At 67.2% G+C, this 15,731-nt stretch carries 15 protein-coding genes; 6 read left to right on the forward strand and 9 right to left on the reverse strand.

Translation table 11 applies throughout. The features are described 5' to 3' along the window. From ACFHYQ_RS03845 to ACFHYQ_RS03860, 4 genes are all read right to left on the reverse strand, one after another. A partial coding sequence (locus tag ACFHYQ_RS03845) for a transposase family protein (RefSeq protein ID WP_394299668.1) occupies positions 1-496 on the reverse strand: 496 nt, incomplete at its 3' end. A gap of 175 nt (positions 497-671) precedes the next feature. Next, positions 672-1,109 (reverse strand): response regulator transcription factor, encoded by a 438-nt coding sequence (locus ACFHYQ_RS03850; protein WP_394299669.1) that lies wholly within the window; start codon positions 1,107-1,109, stop codon positions 672-674. Positions 1,110-1,504: 395 nt separating this feature from the next. Beyond that, positions 1,505-1,948 (reverse strand): AAA family ATPase, encoded by a 444-nt coding sequence (locus tag ACFHYQ_RS03855; RefSeq protein ID WP_394299670.1) that lies wholly within the window; start codon positions 1,946-1,948, stop codon positions 1,505-1,507. Positions 1,949-2,210: 262 nt separating this feature from the next. After that, positions 2,211-2,564, reverse strand: coding sequence for a hypothetical protein (locus ACFHYQ_RS03860; protein ID WP_394299671.1), 354 nt, complete (start codon positions 2,562-2,564; stop codon positions 2,211-2,213). A 167-nt stretch (positions 2,565-2,731) separates the two neighbouring features. On the opposite strand from ACFHYQ_RS03860, the gene ACFHYQ_RS03865 reads away from it, so the two are divergent. After that, positions 2,732-3,736: a LuxR C-terminal-related transcriptional regulator gene (locus ACFHYQ_RS03865; RefSeq protein WP_394299672.1), complete on the forward strand. Its 1,005-nt coding sequence runs from the start codon at positions 2,732-2,734 to the stop codon at positions 3,734-3,736. Positions 3,737-3,760: 24 nt separating this feature from the next. Here the strand turns inward: ACFHYQ_RS03865 and ACFHYQ_RS03870 are convergent, their stop codons facing one another. The 3 genes from ACFHYQ_RS03870 to ACFHYQ_RS03880 are packed head-to-tail and all read right to left on the reverse strand — an operon-like array spanning position 3,761 to position 7,971. Beyond that, a complete protein-coding gene (locus ACFHYQ_RS03870) occupies positions 3,761-4,489 on the reverse strand; it encodes a thioesterase II family protein (protein ID WP_394299673.1) in 729 nt (242 codons plus the stop codon). Positions 4,490-4,492: 3 nt separating this feature from the next. Continuing rightward, positions 4,493-5,737 (reverse strand): cytochrome P450, encoded by a 1,245-nt coding sequence (locus ACFHYQ_RS03875; protein WP_394299674.1) that lies wholly within the window; start codon positions 5,735-5,737, stop codon positions 4,493-4,495. Then, the gene (locus ACFHYQ_RS03880; RefSeq protein WP_394299675.1) at positions 5,734-7,971 is read right to left on the reverse strand and encodes an amino acid adenylation domain-containing protein; all 2,238 of its coding nucleotides are present in this window, start codon (positions 7,969-7,971) and stop codon (positions 5,734-5,736) included. The genes ACFHYQ_RS03875 and ACFHYQ_RS03880 overlap by 4 nt, the downstream gene beginning before the upstream one ends. 134 nt (positions 7,972-8,105) lie before the next feature. Between ACFHYQ_RS03880 and ACFHYQ_RS03885 the strand changes: the two genes are divergently transcribed. The 5 genes from ACFHYQ_RS03885 to ACFHYQ_RS03905 all read left to right on the forward strand — a co-directional run bounded on the left by ACFHYQ_RS03885 (position 8,106) and on the right by ACFHYQ_RS03905 (position 12,184). Then, positions 8,106-8,870, forward strand: coding sequence for a hypothetical protein (locus tag ACFHYQ_RS03885; RefSeq protein WP_394299676.1), 765 nt, complete (start codon positions 8,106-8,108; stop codon positions 8,868-8,870). A gap of 179 nt (positions 8,871-9,049) precedes the next feature. Beyond that, complete coding sequence (locus ACFHYQ_RS03890; RefSeq protein WP_394299677.1) at positions 9,050-10,699, forward strand: condensation domain-containing protein; 1,650 nt, start codon at positions 9,050-9,052, stop codon at positions 10,697-10,699. Between the two features lie 128 nt (positions 10,700-10,827). Beyond that, entirely contained in the window at positions 10,828-11,589 is a 762-nt protein-coding gene (locus tag ACFHYQ_RS03895) for a thioesterase II family protein (protein ID WP_394299678.1), read from the forward strand. A gap of 123 nt (positions 11,590-11,712) precedes the next feature. Next, entirely contained in the window at positions 11,713-11,940 is a 228-nt protein-coding gene (locus ACFHYQ_RS03900) for an MbtH family protein (protein ID WP_394299679.1), read from the forward strand. Next, positions 11,930-12,184, forward strand: coding sequence for a phosphopantetheine-binding protein (locus ACFHYQ_RS03905; protein ID WP_394299680.1), 255 nt, complete (start codon positions 11,930-11,932; stop codon positions 12,182-12,184). The genes ACFHYQ_RS03900 and ACFHYQ_RS03905 overlap by 11 nt, the downstream gene beginning before the upstream one ends. Positions 12,185-12,245: 61 nt before the next feature. On the opposite strand, the gene ACFHYQ_RS03910 is transcribed toward ACFHYQ_RS03905, so the two are convergent. Continuing rightward, positions 12,246-14,381: a helix-turn-helix transcriptional regulator gene (locus ACFHYQ_RS03910; RefSeq protein ID WP_394299681.1), complete on the reverse strand. Its 2,136-nt coding sequence runs from the start codon at positions 14,379-14,381 to the stop codon at positions 12,246-12,248. Between the two features lie 105 nt (positions 14,382-14,486). Further along, positions 14,487-15,527, reverse strand: coding sequence for a cytochrome P450 family protein (locus ACFHYQ_RS03915; protein ID WP_394299682.1), 1,041 nt, complete (start codon positions 15,525-15,527; stop codon positions 14,487-14,489). Positions 15,528-15,731: the final 204 nt, after the last annotated feature.

The raw sequence follows: 15,731 nt of genomic DNA on the forward strand, positions 1-15,731 counted from the left end.
GCAGATGCCTTTGGGTTCCGTCGTCGTTCTTGGCGCCCCGGACGGTCTTGCCGTCCAGCCGCAGATGGGCGAGCGGCGGCGCGTCGCCTGTCTCGTCGCTGGCGTTCATGCAGGTCAGCAGGGTGGTCGTGAGCCAGGTGCCGATCGCGGCGTCCAGGGTGTCGGCGTCGGTGTCGGTGAGGACTCGCCAGATCGTGGTCTTGCCCGGCGCGGGTGCCGGGGCCGCTCCTGCTCGCATGTAGAGGTCGGCCAGGACCTCGACGGGGACGTCCGCGATCCAGCCGGTGATCGCGCGGTAGCCCGTCATCCCGGCCACGGTCGCCGCCGCGGCCAGGGTGAGCACCGCCGTCACCGGATGGTCCCGTCCTTGATCAGAGCGCCCATCGGTCACTTTCTTGAAAAGTTCGAGCAGGTCGTCGCATGCTTCGCCGAGGGGAACACGGATGACGGGCTCGGCCGCTACCGGTTCGGCGGGCACGATGGCACACTGGGTCACGCTGAAGCTCCATGCGCGCAAGTTCTGTGAGAAGACCCTTGCTAGCTGGAGCTTCAGTTCATTTCAGGGCGAACACGCCGTACGTGATCAGATCGCGACCTACACCGCTTCATGATCTTGGAACGGCCGTGGACGGCAGGGTGCCGCCTTTCCCGCTCGCCCTAGCGCGCCCACGCTACGCCATTGCGAAAGAGACTTTGACGAGATGAGCCTTGTTGCCGCCCCCGACCTTTGACCGGATGCGTTTTACGTAGGTGTCTACTGTGTGTGGGCTGATACCTAGCCGGCGGGCGATCTGGGCGTGGGTAAGGCCATCGGCGATGGATATCAGCACCTGCAACTCGCGCTGTGATAGATGGGGTCGTGCTGCGGCCGGGCGACGGGTCTGGGCGGCATTCATGATGGCCTCGACAATCCGCTGTGCCGACAGCATGTCCGATACGCAGCCATCGACGCCGGCGGTGCTCTCCCCGGAGAGGCGCCCATCCGGGGAGAGCAGCAGCACATACCCGACGTCATGCGGTGTGTGGGTGATGTTCCACTGGCTCAGCGGGCGGTCTGTCACTAGCACATCGAGCGGCGTGTCGACGGACGGACCATCATTCGCCTCCACAGGTTCGAAGACCAGGACCTCCGCATTGAGGATGGTCCTTAATGCGTGCTCGATTGCCCAGCAGATAAGAGGATGCCGATGAGCGAGTCCAATCCTATACATCGAAACGCCTCCATCGGCGGAGCATGAGAGGGAGAGGGTAGCTCATTCCCAACCGGTCGTGTCTGTGCGTGCAAGGGCCGCGAGTGCCGACTCGGCAGTAAATTCGGGCGAGCCGGCGAAGGAGACCATCAGGGTCATGATAAGCGAGAGGGTGGCAATGATGAATCGATGCACTCTGACTCCAGGTTGTCGAAGGCAACGAGCATGGATTGCGAGGCCCAGAACGAGAGCGTGCCAGTAGCATCTCCTGGATGTAATTCTGGTACCGAAGATGCGCCTTAGTCGAGAGGACCTCAAGTTCCGGTTTCGGCCATTGGCATAGTTTGTCCATTGGCTGATTGGCCAAGCACCGCGGGCAGTGCTCGGGGGTAGCGCACCGCGATTCGCTGGTCGAGGGAGGCCAGGACGCCGAGCTTGATCATGCGGCGGAGGGTGGGCTGGCCGAGCAGCAGCAGAGCGAACGGCTGGCGGCTCTCGAGTTCGTGGTTGGTCATCATGTGCAGCGCTTCCAGATGGGCGTGGTTGAGCGGGTGCGCCTCATCGATGACCAGGACGGAGGTTCGTCCGAGTTCGGCGTGTTCGACGGCGAGGGTGTCGGCGGCTTGCGGGATCAATGTGGCAGGTGGGGGCCGGGGGTTGCCACCCAGTCCGGTCACGAGTTGGGCGAGGATGCCGCGCATGCCGATTTCGGGGTCAGAGATGTAGACGATGCTGTAGCGGGCGGGGCCCAGCGGCATGTTGCTCCGCGGGAGGCGGTGCCGTTGCATCCGGAGGCGGCTGTGTTCGCCGCGCACCACTGGTTGGGGATCGAGCCGCTGGCCGCCTACCGCCTGACCGGCAAGGCCTGACAGGCGGACTTGCAGGCCAGTCGATCGGGGGAGTAGCACAACTCGACATCGACGCCGAACCCGGCGACCAGGTCCCGCAGCGCCACAAGCCATGATCTTCAATGCGGCGCCGGACCCGCGCCTACCGGCCCGAGCAGCGGAGCTCGGACAGCTATGAATTCAGACAAACCGTCACGCACGCGTGCGGCGTAAATACTTTCCGCAGGTCTGGAAGGTATCCGCAGATGGAGTTCCGGAACCCTGTGGCTTCCTGCACGACAACGCCGTCGAACTGTGGCAGGGCGGCGATGGCTTGGTGTATGGCGGCCACGGCGACGGCCTCTGCTTCGGCGAGCGTGCGAGCCATGAGGAAGACGCCGAGGACCGCCATGCCTAACTGGTCGTAGGCGAGAGACGCATGCTCGATCCGCTGCTCCTCGGTGGCCTGGGCGTACACGACCGCCGGCAGGTCCGGCGGCACTGTGAGCTCGAACGGGATATTCAGGTGGACATGGATGAATTGCATCTAGAGTCTCTTTGAGAATTGGTACAATCAAGGCTATTCGGGGAAAGCGCATCGAGCGTCAAGGACTGATCGGTGCGCCAAAGCCCTCGGTCCGGATTGGCTGACACTGATCGAAGATCTTGATGGCGTGAGGCTGACCAGAGAGGAACGCGGTGGGAGACGGGGGGGTGCTCGAGTCCCTGGGGCTCGATGCGATTGCCGAGAATCTCTATCGTGCCATGCTGCAGTGTCCCGAGGACGACCTGGCGACCATTGGCGCCCGCCTCCAGATCTCCGATACCAGGCTGCGCGAAGCACTCGACCAGCTGCACGAGATGTCCCTAGTGCGCCCAGCGTCCGGCGTCGCGGCCCAGTATCGGCCGGTGCATCCGGAGGTGGGGATCGGTGCACTCATCGAGCGGCGCAGACTCCGGATTCAGCAGGAACTGCACCGAGTGGAGGCTGCCAGGAGCGCCGCGGACGAACTGGTCGTAGACCTGGCGATGACCGCAACGGAGCGGCCGGGCCGTAGCGGCATCCGGCATCTTGAGGACCTGGCCGAGATCCGCGAGCAGCTCGGCCTGCTGTCCCGTGAGGTCAGGTACGAGCTCATGGCCCTCGTGCCGGGCGGTGGGCAGAGCGAGGACAATCGGGCCGCGGCGCGCCCCCAGGACAAGGCACTGCTTGCCCGGGGTGTGCGAATGCGTACGCTCTACGTGGACAGCTTTCTCGCTTGCTCGGCGAGCGTCACCTACGCGAAGTGGCTGGTGGAGCGAGGGGCGGAGGTCCGCACAACGCCGGTTCTCCCGATCCGTATGACGATCATGGACAGATCCATGGCGATCATCCCCGTGGACCCCCACAACAGTGCGGACGGTGCCCTGCTGCTCACCAACCGCGGTGTGCTGACCGCTCTGTGCGAGCTCTTCACGTTGTTCTGGCGGGATGCGCGTGCCCTGGAGGCGCACGAACAGCGGTCGCGGGACGATCGTGGTCTCAGCCAGCAGGAAGCGGCGGTGCTCCAGTTGCTCGCCGAGGGCTACACGGACGAAGTGATCGCCAAGCGCCTGGGCGTCTCGCCCAGGACGGCCCGTCGCGTCGCCGCCGAACTGATGGCGCGACTGGAGGCGCGGAGCAGGTTCCAGGCCGGCATCCGCGCCGCTGCACGTGGTTGGCTCACCGGCGAGGAGTAGCCGGTGGCGAGGGTCGTACCCCATCTAATTCGTCGGCTTCACCAGGTTTCGACGGAAGAGCTCCATCAGTTCTCCTGGGGCCTCCAGGAAGCGGTAGTGGACCCCGTCGAGCAACTCGAACGTCGTGTCGCCGTACTCCGCCCAGCCCTTGATGCGTAGCGCGGACACGTCCACATCCCGGGTCCAGCCGATCGCGGTGATCGGAACCGGTAGATGGATGGGAGCGGGCAGCCGGTATCTGCGAGTGGCTCCCATGTCCGTCAACAGGATCTCGTGCGCCAGGTCGATCAGGTCGGGTACCGGCGTCGCCCCCATCTCGATCATCAGCCGGACCAGCTCGTCCCGCAGTTCGTCGTCCCGCATGGCCAGCAGGCGGCCGAAAGGCTCCTCGTGCGGGGCTACTTGGGATGACAGGAAGATACGTGTGGGTGTCGGGAGGTCCAGAGCGCTGAGCTGCACAGTCGTCGCGAACGCGGCCAGGGCTGATCCACAGTGACCGAAGAGACCGAAAGGGCGGTCGAGATAAGGTAGCAGGGCGTCGGCAAGGTCTACAGCCAATGCCTCGTTGGTCTCGTAGGCGGTCTCACGCATACGGTTCTCCCGGCCTGGCAGTTGTACCGGGCAGATCTCCAGCTCGCCCACGAAGTGGGGCCACTTTCGATACATGCTCGCCCCGCACCCTGAATAGGGAATACAGAAGAGCCGGGCGGCCGCCTGTGGTGACGGCTGGCGTATGAGCCATTTGGTACGCAAGATTCAGCGCTCCTTGAGCCGTGCGGTGATGGGCAGGTGCTTGTATCCCGACACGAAGTTGGACTGGAGCCGCTCGGCTCGGCCGGCCGGAGCGAGATCGCGGAAACGGCTGAAGAGTTCGGTGAAGAGCAGCCGGAGCGTCACTCGCGCCACCATGTGGCCGACGCAGTGGTGCGGGCCGGCGCCGAAGGCGATGTGGCGGTTGGGCTTGCGGCGGATGTCGAAGACGAACGGATTGTCGAACGCCTCCTCGTCCCGGTTGGCTGAGGCGATCCATGCCACGACCGCATCGCCGGAGGCGATTGGCACGCCTCTGATCTCCGTGTCCTTGGTGGCGTAACGCATGAAGTAGGTGATGGGAGAGGCCCAGCGCAGGGCCTCCTCCACACCGCTTTTCACTAGCTCGGGATGGGCCGCCCAGTCGTCCAGCCTCTCGGTGCCGAGCAGCTCGACCAGCGCGAAGCTCGGCGCGTGGGGTGTGGTGACATTGGCGCCGAGCAGCATGCTGTAGCAGTTGGAAACGATTTCCCCGGTCGACATTCGCCGTCCGTCGAACTCGGTGCGCAGCAGGACACTGATGAGATCGTCGCCCAGGTTTCGTTCGCGTTCCTTGACGATGTCCTGGAAGTATGCGAACAGCTCCCGGTGAGCGGCCTTGAGGGTGTGCTCACGTCCGCGCGGGTGTCGGTACTCCGGATCGTCCGGCGCTATGCAGACCGTGGTGAGACGGGTCAGGCGTTTCCAATCTGCCGTCGGAAGTCCCATCAGCACACCCGTCACCGCCATTGGGAGCCCCAGCATGGCGTCGGCGAAGTCGAATACTCCGCCGTCCTGCAAAGGGCGGAGCAGCGATTCGACCTGTTCCTGGATGACATGCTGCCGGTGCTCCACGGCTTTGAGCGTGAGTGCCTGCTGCAGAGGGGCCCGCATCACGCCGTGCCGCGGTGGGTCGGTAACGGCCAACTGGCTGCCGCCCGCCGGGTCGTCCGTGCCCAGCAGGTCGATCATGGTGCCGCGCTCGGAGGTGAACGTAGCGTAGTCGCGCAAGACGAGAGCGACGTCGTCGTGTTTGGTGACCTGCCAGAACCCCAGGTCGGGGCTGACGGGATGCCAGCTCACGGGCCGCATCGCCCGCATCGCCCGCCAGATCTCGTGTGGTCGCCCATTGCTGTGGACTTGCGGGTCGACAAGGTCATAGGCCCCGCCCTGGACCGGGCAGCGGCCGAAGACAGGAAGGGGAGTCGTCATGGGTGGACCGCCTGAGGTTTGGCTGCGGGCAGGAGCGAGGTGAGGTTCTCTGCCAGTTCGGCGATGGTTGGCTGGAGATACAGAATCCGGGCCTGAAGCGCCACGCCGTAACGGGCACGGATCTTTTCGATGAGATCAACGGCCAGTAGCGAGTGGCCGCCGAGGTCGAACAGGTCGTCCTCCACACCCACGGGTTCGACGCCGAGTAACTCGCCCCACATCTCGGCCAGTTCCGTCTCCAGGAGATAGCGCGGCGCGACGTACTCGTTCCATACGTTGCGTGGTACCCGGCGGGTCGCGGGCAGGGCGGCGCGGTCGACCTTGCCGCTGGGCGTGAGCGGCAGCTCGGCCCGGGTCAAGACGGCCCAGGGCACTTGATGGGAAGGAAGGACGGCGGAAAGCCGTTCCCGCAGCAGCGGCCCGAGGGCGGAGCCCTCGATGGCGCCTTGCGCGGAGGGCACGATGTACGCCAGTAAACGCTTGCCCCCGGATCCGTCGGGCTGAGCTACGACCACCGCTTGGTGGACTTCCGGGCTGCGCAGCAGCTCCGTCTCGATTCCTCCAGGTTCGACCCGGTAGCCCCGGATCTTTATCTGGCTGTCGGCGCGCCCCACGAACTCGAGTGTCCCGTCTGAGGTCCAGCGGGCAAGATCGCCGGTACGGTACATCCGCCCGCCGGATTCAGGGGCATAAGGGTCGGGGATGAATCGTTCGGCGGTGGCGTCGGCCCGATTCAGGTAGCCGTGAGCCAGGCCCTCCCCGGAGGTGTAGAGCTCGCCGATCACGCCGGTGGGCACCGGACGCAGTGCGCAGTCAAGCACCGCGACCCTGGTGCCGCCGATGGGGCGGCCGATCGGCACAGAGTTCAAGCTGTCGTCGAACGGTCCCATGGTCGTCCACGTGCTGGTGAAGGTGGTGTTCTCGGTTGGGCCGTAGCCGTTGGTAAAGCGCAATTCGGGACAGGCTGCTAGCAAACGGGCAACTTGGATGGGGGAGACAACGTCACCTCCTGCGATGACCTGCCGCAAGCCACCGAGCGCCTTGGGCTGGGTGATGACCATTCGTTGAAAGAGGCCAGCGGTGAGCCAAAGGACGGTCACACCCTCGGTGATCAGCGTTTCGGCCAGCCGTTCTGTCGTCGTGGGTCCGGAAGGCAGGACGGCGAGCCGTGCGCCGTGCACCAGCGGCGCCCAGATCTCCAGCGTCGACGCGTCGAATGCGACAGGGCTGAGCTGCAAAAAGACATCGGAGGCTGAGAGCGAGATCCAGTCCGGATGGTGCACGAGGCGGGCGATCGCCCGATGGGGCACGGCCACGCCTTTGGGCTCGCCGGTGGAGCCCGATGTATAGGCTACGTAGGCTACGGCGTCCGGGCCGATGACGACGTCCTGCCCGTTGAAGTCCTCTCCGGACCGCGGCCGCGGAACCAGCACCGCGACGCCCTCAGGGATCTCGTCCTGGAACCGTTCCTCGGTGAGGATCAGTCTCGCGCCCGCGTCGTCCAGCCACTGTTTCCAGCGGGCCGGCGGATCCTCAGGATCGAGTGCGAGGTAGGCGGCACCCGTTCTGAGCACCGCGAGCAGGGAGACCACCAACTGCGGCGACCGCTGGTGCAGTACGCCGATGACCGACCCGGGTCCCGCGCCGAGTCTCCGCAGATCGTCGGCGAGTAGTCGTGACTGTACGGCGAGGTCCCGATAGGTCAGCGCTTCCTCGCCCAGGTTCACGGCGATCGAGTCTGGAGTGCGTTCCGCCTGTTCGAGCACAAGCTGGTGGACACAGCGAGCGGGCGGGCCGGCGGGGCCGGCGACCCGCTCCTGGAGCAACAGTCTCTCCTGCCGGTCCATCAGATCGAGTTCCCCCACGGCGAGGCCCGTGAGCGCATCACCCGCGCCGAGCACGCCGCGTACCTGCCTCAGGACCTGCTCCTCGGCGGGCGTGGGCCGCCGGTCCGTCCCCGGCTCATGGTGCGTACCGAGAAGAAGCGACAGCACCGCACCATCCGCTGCCAGCGTAAGTACAGCGTCGCAGTTCTCTGCGACGTTCGTATCGGTTGTCAGGCCGCGCAGGTCGGCAGCATGACGGGCAACCAGCTCACCGAAGACGGTGTCCCCGTCGACGTGGGCGGTCACGGTGCCGGTGCGGGAGCCTGTGGCATCGGTGATACGGCAGTGGACGGCTACTCGTTCCTGACCGGTCCGCCGGTGCAGGACGGCAGCCAGCGCGCTGACCACGTCAGCAGGCGTGGTCAGCGGTGTAGTCGCAATCATCTGGTGTCCTCTCGTGCGACCGGGCCGTAGGGTGCCCACCAGGGCGGCTCCTGGGCGATACTCATGCGGGGCCACCGGATCACCCTGGAGTTCGGTCGATGGATGAGCTGTACGTCAAGGACCATTTCAACGGTCCGTTACTGAGCGCTAACGGCGGCTACGCCTGCGGCCTGTTCGCGGACCGGGCCGCCGAGCTTCTGGGCGCCGTCGACCTGACGGTCACCCTGTTCGCCCCGCCGCCTCTCGCCGTTCCGCTCCGTGCCGACGCCGCAGGACGGCGGGCGCATGTGTGGGACGGCGACCGACTGGTGGCGGGCGTGGCGATCGCGCGTCCCGATATCGACACCCCCGCTTTCGTATCTCCCGGCGCGGCTGCGCGGGCGGAGCGGGAGTACCGGGGGCTGTCCAGCCACCCGTTCCCGTCCTGCTTCGTCTGCGGCACCGAACGGGGGGAACGGGAGAGCCTGGCGATGAGGCCCGGGCCGCTCCCAGGAGAGCCGCCCGGCACCGCCTGCACCTGGACGCCCGACCCGGTCCTCGCCGGCGGCGACGGTCGGTCGGTGCCTGTCCAGATCGCCTGGGCCGCACTCGACTGTCCCGGGGGCTGGACCGCCGACCTGTCCGCTGGCCCAATGGTGTTGAGCCGGATGACGGCGCGACTGGATCGCCTGCCGGTCACCGGTGAATGCCACGTCGTGGTCGGCCGGATGGACAGCCGCTCCGATCGGACGATGGTCACTACCACCGCGATCTACCGAGCCGGCGGTGAACGGCTGGGACACGCCCTGTCCGTCTGGACGGACTTCCTACCCGGAGCCCTGGGGCCCGGAGCCCCGGGGTGTGAAGGCGCACCGTCCGTCTGATCGATGTCCACGGTCAATTACTCCGCTTCGGCCAACCGGCCGGACTGTCCGGCCGCGGAATCGCCATACTCGGCGGTTGGTCCCCGGCTGCCCAGTCGGGGATAACCCTGACTCCCACCTCACTTCCGGCTGGCCGAATGTGGACGACGAGCAGGGTCGCCCGGAGAGGTGGGAAGTACATGCGTCGGCTGCCTTCGTACGAGCAACACGGGATGTGGATCGCTCAGGACCTGCGCGGCAGGACGGACACGTCGTTCCTGGTCCGTCGTGTCTTCCGCATCCGTGGCGCGCTGGACGTGACCGCCTTGCGAGACGCCATCTCCGATGTGGTGGCCAGGCATGAGCCGCTGCGGACGACGTTCGCCGTATCCGAGGGCCGGCTGACCCAGGTGATCTCCGCCCCTCGCGTCTTTGACCTGTTGGTCGAGCGGGTACCGGACGATATCCCCGACACGAATGCCTGGATCGACGGACGGATCGCGTGGCTCTACGCGAAGGGCGTCGATCTGGAGCACGGCCCTGTCCTGTCGGCACGACTGTTCGCCAAGGGGCCCGACGATCACGTCTTGATGCTGCTGGTGCACCACATCGCGGTGGACGGCTGGTCCTTTGAGATTCTCTACCGGGAGCTCGACGCCTTCTACGCGGCCCGGCTCGACGGGCGGGAGCCCGGCCTGCCCGAACTGCCGCTCACGTATGGGCAATGGGCGGACGAGTGCAGGCAGTCGGCCGAGCGGGGGGAGGGCACCGCCGCGCTCGCCTACTGGCATGCGCAGCTGCACGATCTCCCCGCCCCGCTGCTGTTGCCGACCGATCGTCCCGGTCACGACGACATGGAGTATCGCGCGGAGCGGATCGGCCGGGATCTGGACGAGGAGACGCTGGCCGGTGTTGAGCAGCTCGCGCGGGTCACTCGGTCAACCCCGTTCGCGGTACTGCTGATCGCGTTCGCCGCCCTGCTCGGCCACTGGTCGGGCAGGCGAGACCTGGTGCTCGGTGTGGCGACCGCCAACCGGTCCGCGCCGGTGACGCATGAACTGGTCGGTTGCTTCGCGAGCGTGCTGCCTGTGCGGCTCCGGCTTGATCCGGGAAAGTCGTTCACCGAAGTGCTGCGAGAGGGGCGCGTGGCACTGGTGCACGCGCAGGAGCACGAGCTGCCGTTCGAACGCATCGTCCAGATGCTGCCGCCACGGCCAGGAGCCGCTCTGGAGCCTCTGTTCCGCGTGGGGGTGTCTTCTGTCCAGGGTTTCGGAGCCTCGCTGCTACTGCAGGGGACGCAGGTCGAACCCGCTCCCATCGAGATCACGCATGTTCCGCATGATCTGCTGGCCAGCTTGGAGCTTGCGCGGGGGAGGGGGCGTGTGGACCTGGCCTATCCCGTCGCCGTCTTCGACCGGCGGACCATCGAGGAACTGCTCGACTGCTACCTCGACATCCTCCGCGCCGTCGTCCGCGACCCCCGTCTGCCGATATCGGCCGCGTCGCCGCTCGCTCTGCCGGTCCGGTCGGCGAGGCTGCCGGCGGAGGACCCCGCACCGCCGCAGGCCGATCCGGGTGATGCCCAGAACGTCGGCCGACTCACGGGTGAGCTGGAAATTCTCGTCGCGAAGGTGTGGGCCGAGGTTCTGGAGGTCGAGGTGCGGTCGGGTGAGGACGACTTCTTCCTGCTCGGCGGGAGCTCGCTGACAGCAGTGCGCGTCGTCGACGAACTGTCACGGGCCATCAGCGTGACGGTCCCCCTACGCACCGTCTACGAGTACAGCGACCTCAGTCAACTGGCGGAACGGCTCGCCCTGCTGCGTGCGTCCACGCCGCGGGACAAGGCATGAACAACGATGTGAAGGCGCGGGGGCTGTGACCCGGCTCAGCAGGCTCCGCCCGGCATCGCTCATCTACCCTTGGCCGAGGTCCGGTCCCCGCCCGCCTCTGCCGTCCCTTCTGCAGACAGTGAGCTTATATGACTACCATCGCCTCGCCGGGCTGGATCCACCGGCTCACCCCCGCTGGCGGCGCGGCTGTGAGGCTGTACTGCTTTCCCTTCGCAGGCGGTTCGGCCAGCGCGTATCGGCCCTGGGCCGCGCTGTTCCCTCCCGACGTGGAACTCGCGGCAGTTCAGCTCCCCGGTCGTCAGGAGCGCTACAGCGAGCCCGCGGTCACGGATCTGCGCTCACTGGTGCCGGACATCAGCCGAGCGATAGCCGCCGACCTCGACGGGCGGCCGTACGGTCTGTACGGGCACAGCATGGGGACGATTCTCGCCTACGAGGTCGCCGTGGAGCTGGCCCGTGCCGGGGCTGCGAAGCCGGAGCTGCTTGCGGTGTCCGGGCGACGAGCCCCGCACGCAGTGGACCCCGATTTCGTTCCCTACCACCAGATGCCGGATGAGGCGTTCCTGCACAAGATAGAGGCGCTCGGCGGGATCGCGCCGGAGCTGGCCGAGCACCGGGACCTGCTGGACCTGATGCTGCCGGTGCTACGCGCGGACTTCACCGCGGTGGAGACGTACCAGGCCAGACCGCAGGAGCCACTCGTCTGCCGGATCCTGGTGTTCAGCGGCGATGCGGACCCCCATGCGCCGCGTGACGGCCTGGAACGCTGGCGCGAGCTGAGTACGGCCGGCACGTCCATCCATATCTACCCAGGTGGACACTTCTTCCTCTGGGAACACTCGGCGGATCTCATCGCGAGGATCTCGGACACGTTGAGGGGCGTGGGTTGAGCCGTACACCATGCCCATCTGTATGGCGTGAAAGCGCGCGTTACGTCTGGTCCGAGGGACGGCTCTACAACAATCCGTCGGTCGGCAACTGATCTCCGGCCGTCTCACATCAAGGGGAACATCTTGTTCAGCGACGAAAATCAGATCCTGCGGGTCGTGGTCAACGACGAGGAGCAGCACTCGATCTGGCCGGTGGGCCGGAACCTTCCGCCCGGCTGGCGGGCGACAGGCTTCGAGGGAGTCAAGGCGGAGTGTCTGGAGCACATTGACGCAGTGTGGCCGGACATTCGGCCCCTGAGCGTCCGTCAGCGGCTGTCCGCGGTGTCCGAGGAGGTGCGGTATGCCGACTGAACTCTCGGCTGGTGTGCTCGAAGAGCGCTTGGCCGGTATGTTCGCCGAGTTGCTCGGGCTGTCCGAGGTGGGCCCCGAGGACGACTTCTTCGCACTGGGCGGGCACTCACTCACCGCCGGGCGGCTTATCGGCCGGATCAGGAGCGAGCTTGACGTCGAGTTGTCACTGCTCGACTTCTTCGACGGCCCAACCGTCCGGGAGCTCTCGGTGCTCCTGTGCGCGCAGCGTCAGCCGTCTGACTGAGTTCGGCAACGCCACCCGGCCTGCCCCGCCGGCGGGGCAGGCCGGGTGCTCCGGCACGGCATCAGCCCTGCCGCGCGGCCCCGGCGCCTGCGGCGGCCCGGCCGACCATGTTGGCGATCTCGGCTCGTGAGGAGACACTCAGTTTACCGAAGATCCGGCTGAGGTGTGTCTCCACCGTCTTGTGGCTCACGGCCAGGGCCCTGGCGATCTGCCGGTTCGTGCGCCCCTGGCTGACCAGCACGGCCACCTCCTGCTCGCGCCGGCTCAGCAGGTCCAGGCACGTCCGGCCGTTGGACGGCTCGTGCGGGTCGGCAGGCTCGGTCACCGGCTGCCCATTCCGTGGAACCCCGGCCGTGACGGCACGCAGCGCCAGCGCCGATGCGCTCAGACTCGGGGCTTCCAGGTCCGATGCGAGCAGCACCGCGCATTCTGCGGTTCGCGTGGCCTCGTCCCGGCGGCCCAGCCTCAGCTGTGCGGTGCCCAGCGCGATGGAGGCGGTCACGGACGAGGGCCATTGACCGGTGTCCGTCGCGATCGCCGCGCAACGAGCCAGATGGCGTATGGCAGGCTCATACGTCTCCAGGCCGAGCTCTGCCCGTCCGAGATCGATCAGGGCGTCCAGCGTGCCCGCGATCACCTCGTCAGGTTGCTGATCGAGCAGGCGGCTGGCCTCCGCCGCGGCGCTGCGGCTGGATTCGAGAGCGCCGCAGGAGAACTTCGCCAGGGCGAACGCCGCCAACGCCGCGGCGCGCAGGCGCTGATCACCTGAGCCGGCCGCGGCGAGGAGGGCGTCCTCGGCCACCTCCGCGGCGTGCTGCGCGTCATGTACGACGCGGGCCAGCTCGATCCTGAGCCGGACGGTCTCCTCCGCCGAGGGATGATCCGCCACCTGGCGCAGGGCCTGCTCCAGAGTCCGCACCGCGTCCTCGGTTCGTCCCGACTGCAGTTCGAGAGCAGCCCGGCTGGTGGCCGCATCGGTGATGGCGGCCGCATCCACGTCACTCCGAGGGAGTTGATCATACTTGCGCAAGAAGGCGGCGCAGAGGCGGTTCAATCCGCCTCGCCAGGCGGCCGCCGCACCGGACGCGAGCAAGGGGCCGTGCGTCCTGACAGTGCTCGTGCCGAGCGGGAGGATGCGCAGCGCCGCACGGAACCAGTGAGCCGCCAGTCGCGGGTCGCGTGCCCGCATACCGCTGCCGGCCTGGGCCAGCACGAGCGCGGCGGCCCGGTCGCCGACAGGTGCCGAGCGCTCCACATGGAACGCGTAGGTTTGCGGAGGCCCGCACAGGGCGCGAAGGGCCGCCTCAGCGCGTTGGTGGGCCCCGAGGCGTCGGCCGACGGGCACCATGCCGTACCACACCGCGCGCAGCAGGGGATGACGGAAGCAGAGCTGGGCCGTTCCTGGAATCGCACGGAGAAGGTCGGTGGCGGTCAGTTCGTCCAGCGCCTCCAGCACCTGCGTGCGAGGCAACTCCGCGACAGCGGCCAGCAGGTCGGCGTCGAACGAGCCGCCCAGGACCGCCGCCGAGTCGGCGACGAGCGCAGCCGTGCCGCTGAGGCCCGCGAATTCGGCGAGCAGCACGGCTGCGGAGGGTGGAGTCTGCAGGCCGAGCAGGGGATCGCCCGGACACGGCGCCATCGATGTGCACCAGTCCACGAGCAGGCGCACATAGCGCGGATTGCCATGGCAGAGCGCGAACTCCGCTCGCCGATGCGCCCCACACAGAGCGTCTGCTCCCAGCGCGTCCAGCTCGTCCCCGTCAAGTCCAGCGAGTTGCCAGCGCATGGGATGGAGCGACTCCATCACCGCCGCCACGCGCGACGGCATCTGCCGCGGCCTGCTCGCTACCAGGAGCAGCACGGGCCGCGTCGGCAGGGCAGCAAGCAGGCTGCCGAAAGCGGGGAGTTCGCCGGGGCCGAGATGATGGAGATCATCGATCAGGATCACCCGCCCTTCCGGGCTCGGTACGGCGGGTGCGGGCAGGCTACGTGGTCTGCCGGTCACCGTGGGCACCTTCCGCCGCCGGGCCAGCTCGGCGAGATCGACCAGAAACCGGGACTTTCCCATGCCGGGGTCGCCGGTGAGCTCGACAAGGTGCGAAGCACCGTCTTCCAACCGGTCGAGCAGGAACTCCCACGCGGCGATGAGCTCGCCTCGTCGCATCGGGCGCCGGGCATACCGCACCTTCAGGTCCATCGTCGCGCGACCTCCTCAACCGTCTGCGTCATTGCTTCGCGACGTCGAGGCCATTGTCGCCAGGGTCCCTTCCCCAATCGCAGTCCCCGGATCCGGGGACAGACGTCACAGCACGAGCGGGAGGCGATGGAATCCGTGGTAGGCGTGGTTGCCGGACGGCTCGGCGTTCGGCGCCGCCAGTGCGGCATCAGGGAAGCGCCGCTGGAACGCGTTGAGCAGGATCGTCGTTTCCAGCATGGTGAGCGGCATGCCGAGGCAGAAGTGGCGTCCCATGCCGAAGGCCAGTGCCGGCGTGGCCACGTCCTCCGCCCCTGTCAGTGAGACCATCACCAGCTCTCCCGCCCTGATGCGCCGGTCGGCGAGCTCGATATCGGCCGCGGCCACGCGGCTGACGTACTTCAGCGGCGGATATCTCCGCAGCACTCGATCGATGATCTCCTCGACCTCGACGGCCGCCCGGTCGGAAGTGCACAGCAACTCCCACAGGGCGAGCCCAAGCAAGCGGGCGGAGGTCTCCAGCCCGCCGAACAACATCATCGTGTGGTCGGCCACGCCGGCCAGGAAATCGCCGTCCTGATACCTGCCGGCGAGGCCCTCCGCCGCCTGACCCGTCAGCTCCTGCCGGATGAAGTCGGCCATCTCCAGTACGGCCTGCTGAGCCTTGCGGGCAAGGTCCAGCCGGTAGACGGCACTTACGAAGGCCGCGATGTCGGCGGACCAGCGATGCAGTTGCGAGATGTCGAGCCGCTGCAGCCCCAAGGCGAGACCGATCACCCGCGCTGAGACGGGTTCGGCTATGTCACGGACGGCGTCGACGCCGCCGGTGCGCGCCGACAGCGCGTCGAGGGTCTCGTCGACGATGTCGTTGATGGCGGGCCCGAGCCGGGTGAGCAGTCCCCGCGAGAAATGCGCTTGCGTCACTCTTCGCTCGGCGGTGTGCTGCGGCGGGTCGTGCTCCACGTACCAGCGGCGGAGGATGTCCAGCAGATACGCGCACTCCTGATGTATGTGGCCGCTGCTGAAACGGCTGAACGAGGTGTTGAGAGTGCTGGAGCTGAAGCGGTCGTCCGTCAGCACCGCACGACTCAGCGCCGGCTCATCCACCAGCCAGTATTCGAGATCCGAGAACCACGTGAGCGAGGGCATGCCAGGACCGTAGCGGCTGTGCCCGCGCGTGGCCTTACGGGAAAGTCCTGACCCGCCTGCTCCGTAGGAGTCGGATGTCCCGGGTGGGACCGGGAATGCGGTGGGATCTTCCCGATGGACCCGGAGCATGCGGCAGTCGTTCGCCCCGTCGGGGTTATCCCTGACTTGGCCCCCGGACGGCGGACGCCGAGCATGACCGTGGCC

This window comes from Sphaerimonospora cavernae (genome assembly GCF_042435035.1).
Taxonomy (GTDB): domain Bacteria; phylum Actinomycetota; class Actinomycetes; order Streptosporangiales; family Streptosporangiaceae; genus Sphaerimonospora; species Sphaerimonospora cavernae.

Bases quoted from the DNA above. Each gene is read 5' to 3' on its own strand.
- ACFHYQ_RS03855 (WP_394299670.1), bottom strand. From the start codon at position 1,948: ATGCCGCTGGGCCCCGCCCGCTACAGCATCGTCTACATCTCTGACCCC.
- ACFHYQ_RS03860 (WP_394299671.1), bottom strand. From the start codon at position 2,564: ATGCAATTCATCCATGTCCACCTGAATATCCCGTTCGAGCTCACAGTG.
- ACFHYQ_RS03875 (WP_394299674.1), bottom strand. From the start codon at position 5,737: ATGACGACTCCCCTTCCTGTCTTCGGCCGCTGCCCGGTCCAGGGCGGG.
- ACFHYQ_RS03885 (WP_394299676.1), top strand. From the start codon at position 8,106: ATGGATGAGCTGTACGTCAAGGACCATTTCAACGGTCCGTTACTGAGC.
- ACFHYQ_RS03890 (WP_394299677.1), top strand. From the start codon at position 9,050: ATGCGTCGGCTGCCTTCGTACGAGCAACACGGGATGTGGATCGCTCAG.
- ACFHYQ_RS03895 (WP_394299678.1), top strand. From the start codon at position 10,828: ATGACTACCATCGCCTCGCCGGGCTGGATCCACCGGCTCACCCCCGCT.
- ACFHYQ_RS03905 (WP_394299680.1), top strand. From the start codon at position 11,930: ATGCCGACTGAACTCTCGGCTGGTGTGCTCGAAGAGCGCTTGGCCGGT.
- ACFHYQ_RS03910 (WP_394299681.1), bottom strand. From the start codon at position 14,381: ATGGACCTGAAGGTGCGGTATGCCCGGCGCCCGATGCGACGAGGCGAG.
- ACFHYQ_RS03915 (WP_394299682.1), bottom strand. From the start codon at position 15,527: ATGCCCTCGCTCACGTGGTTCTCGGATCTCGAATACTGGCTGGTGGAT.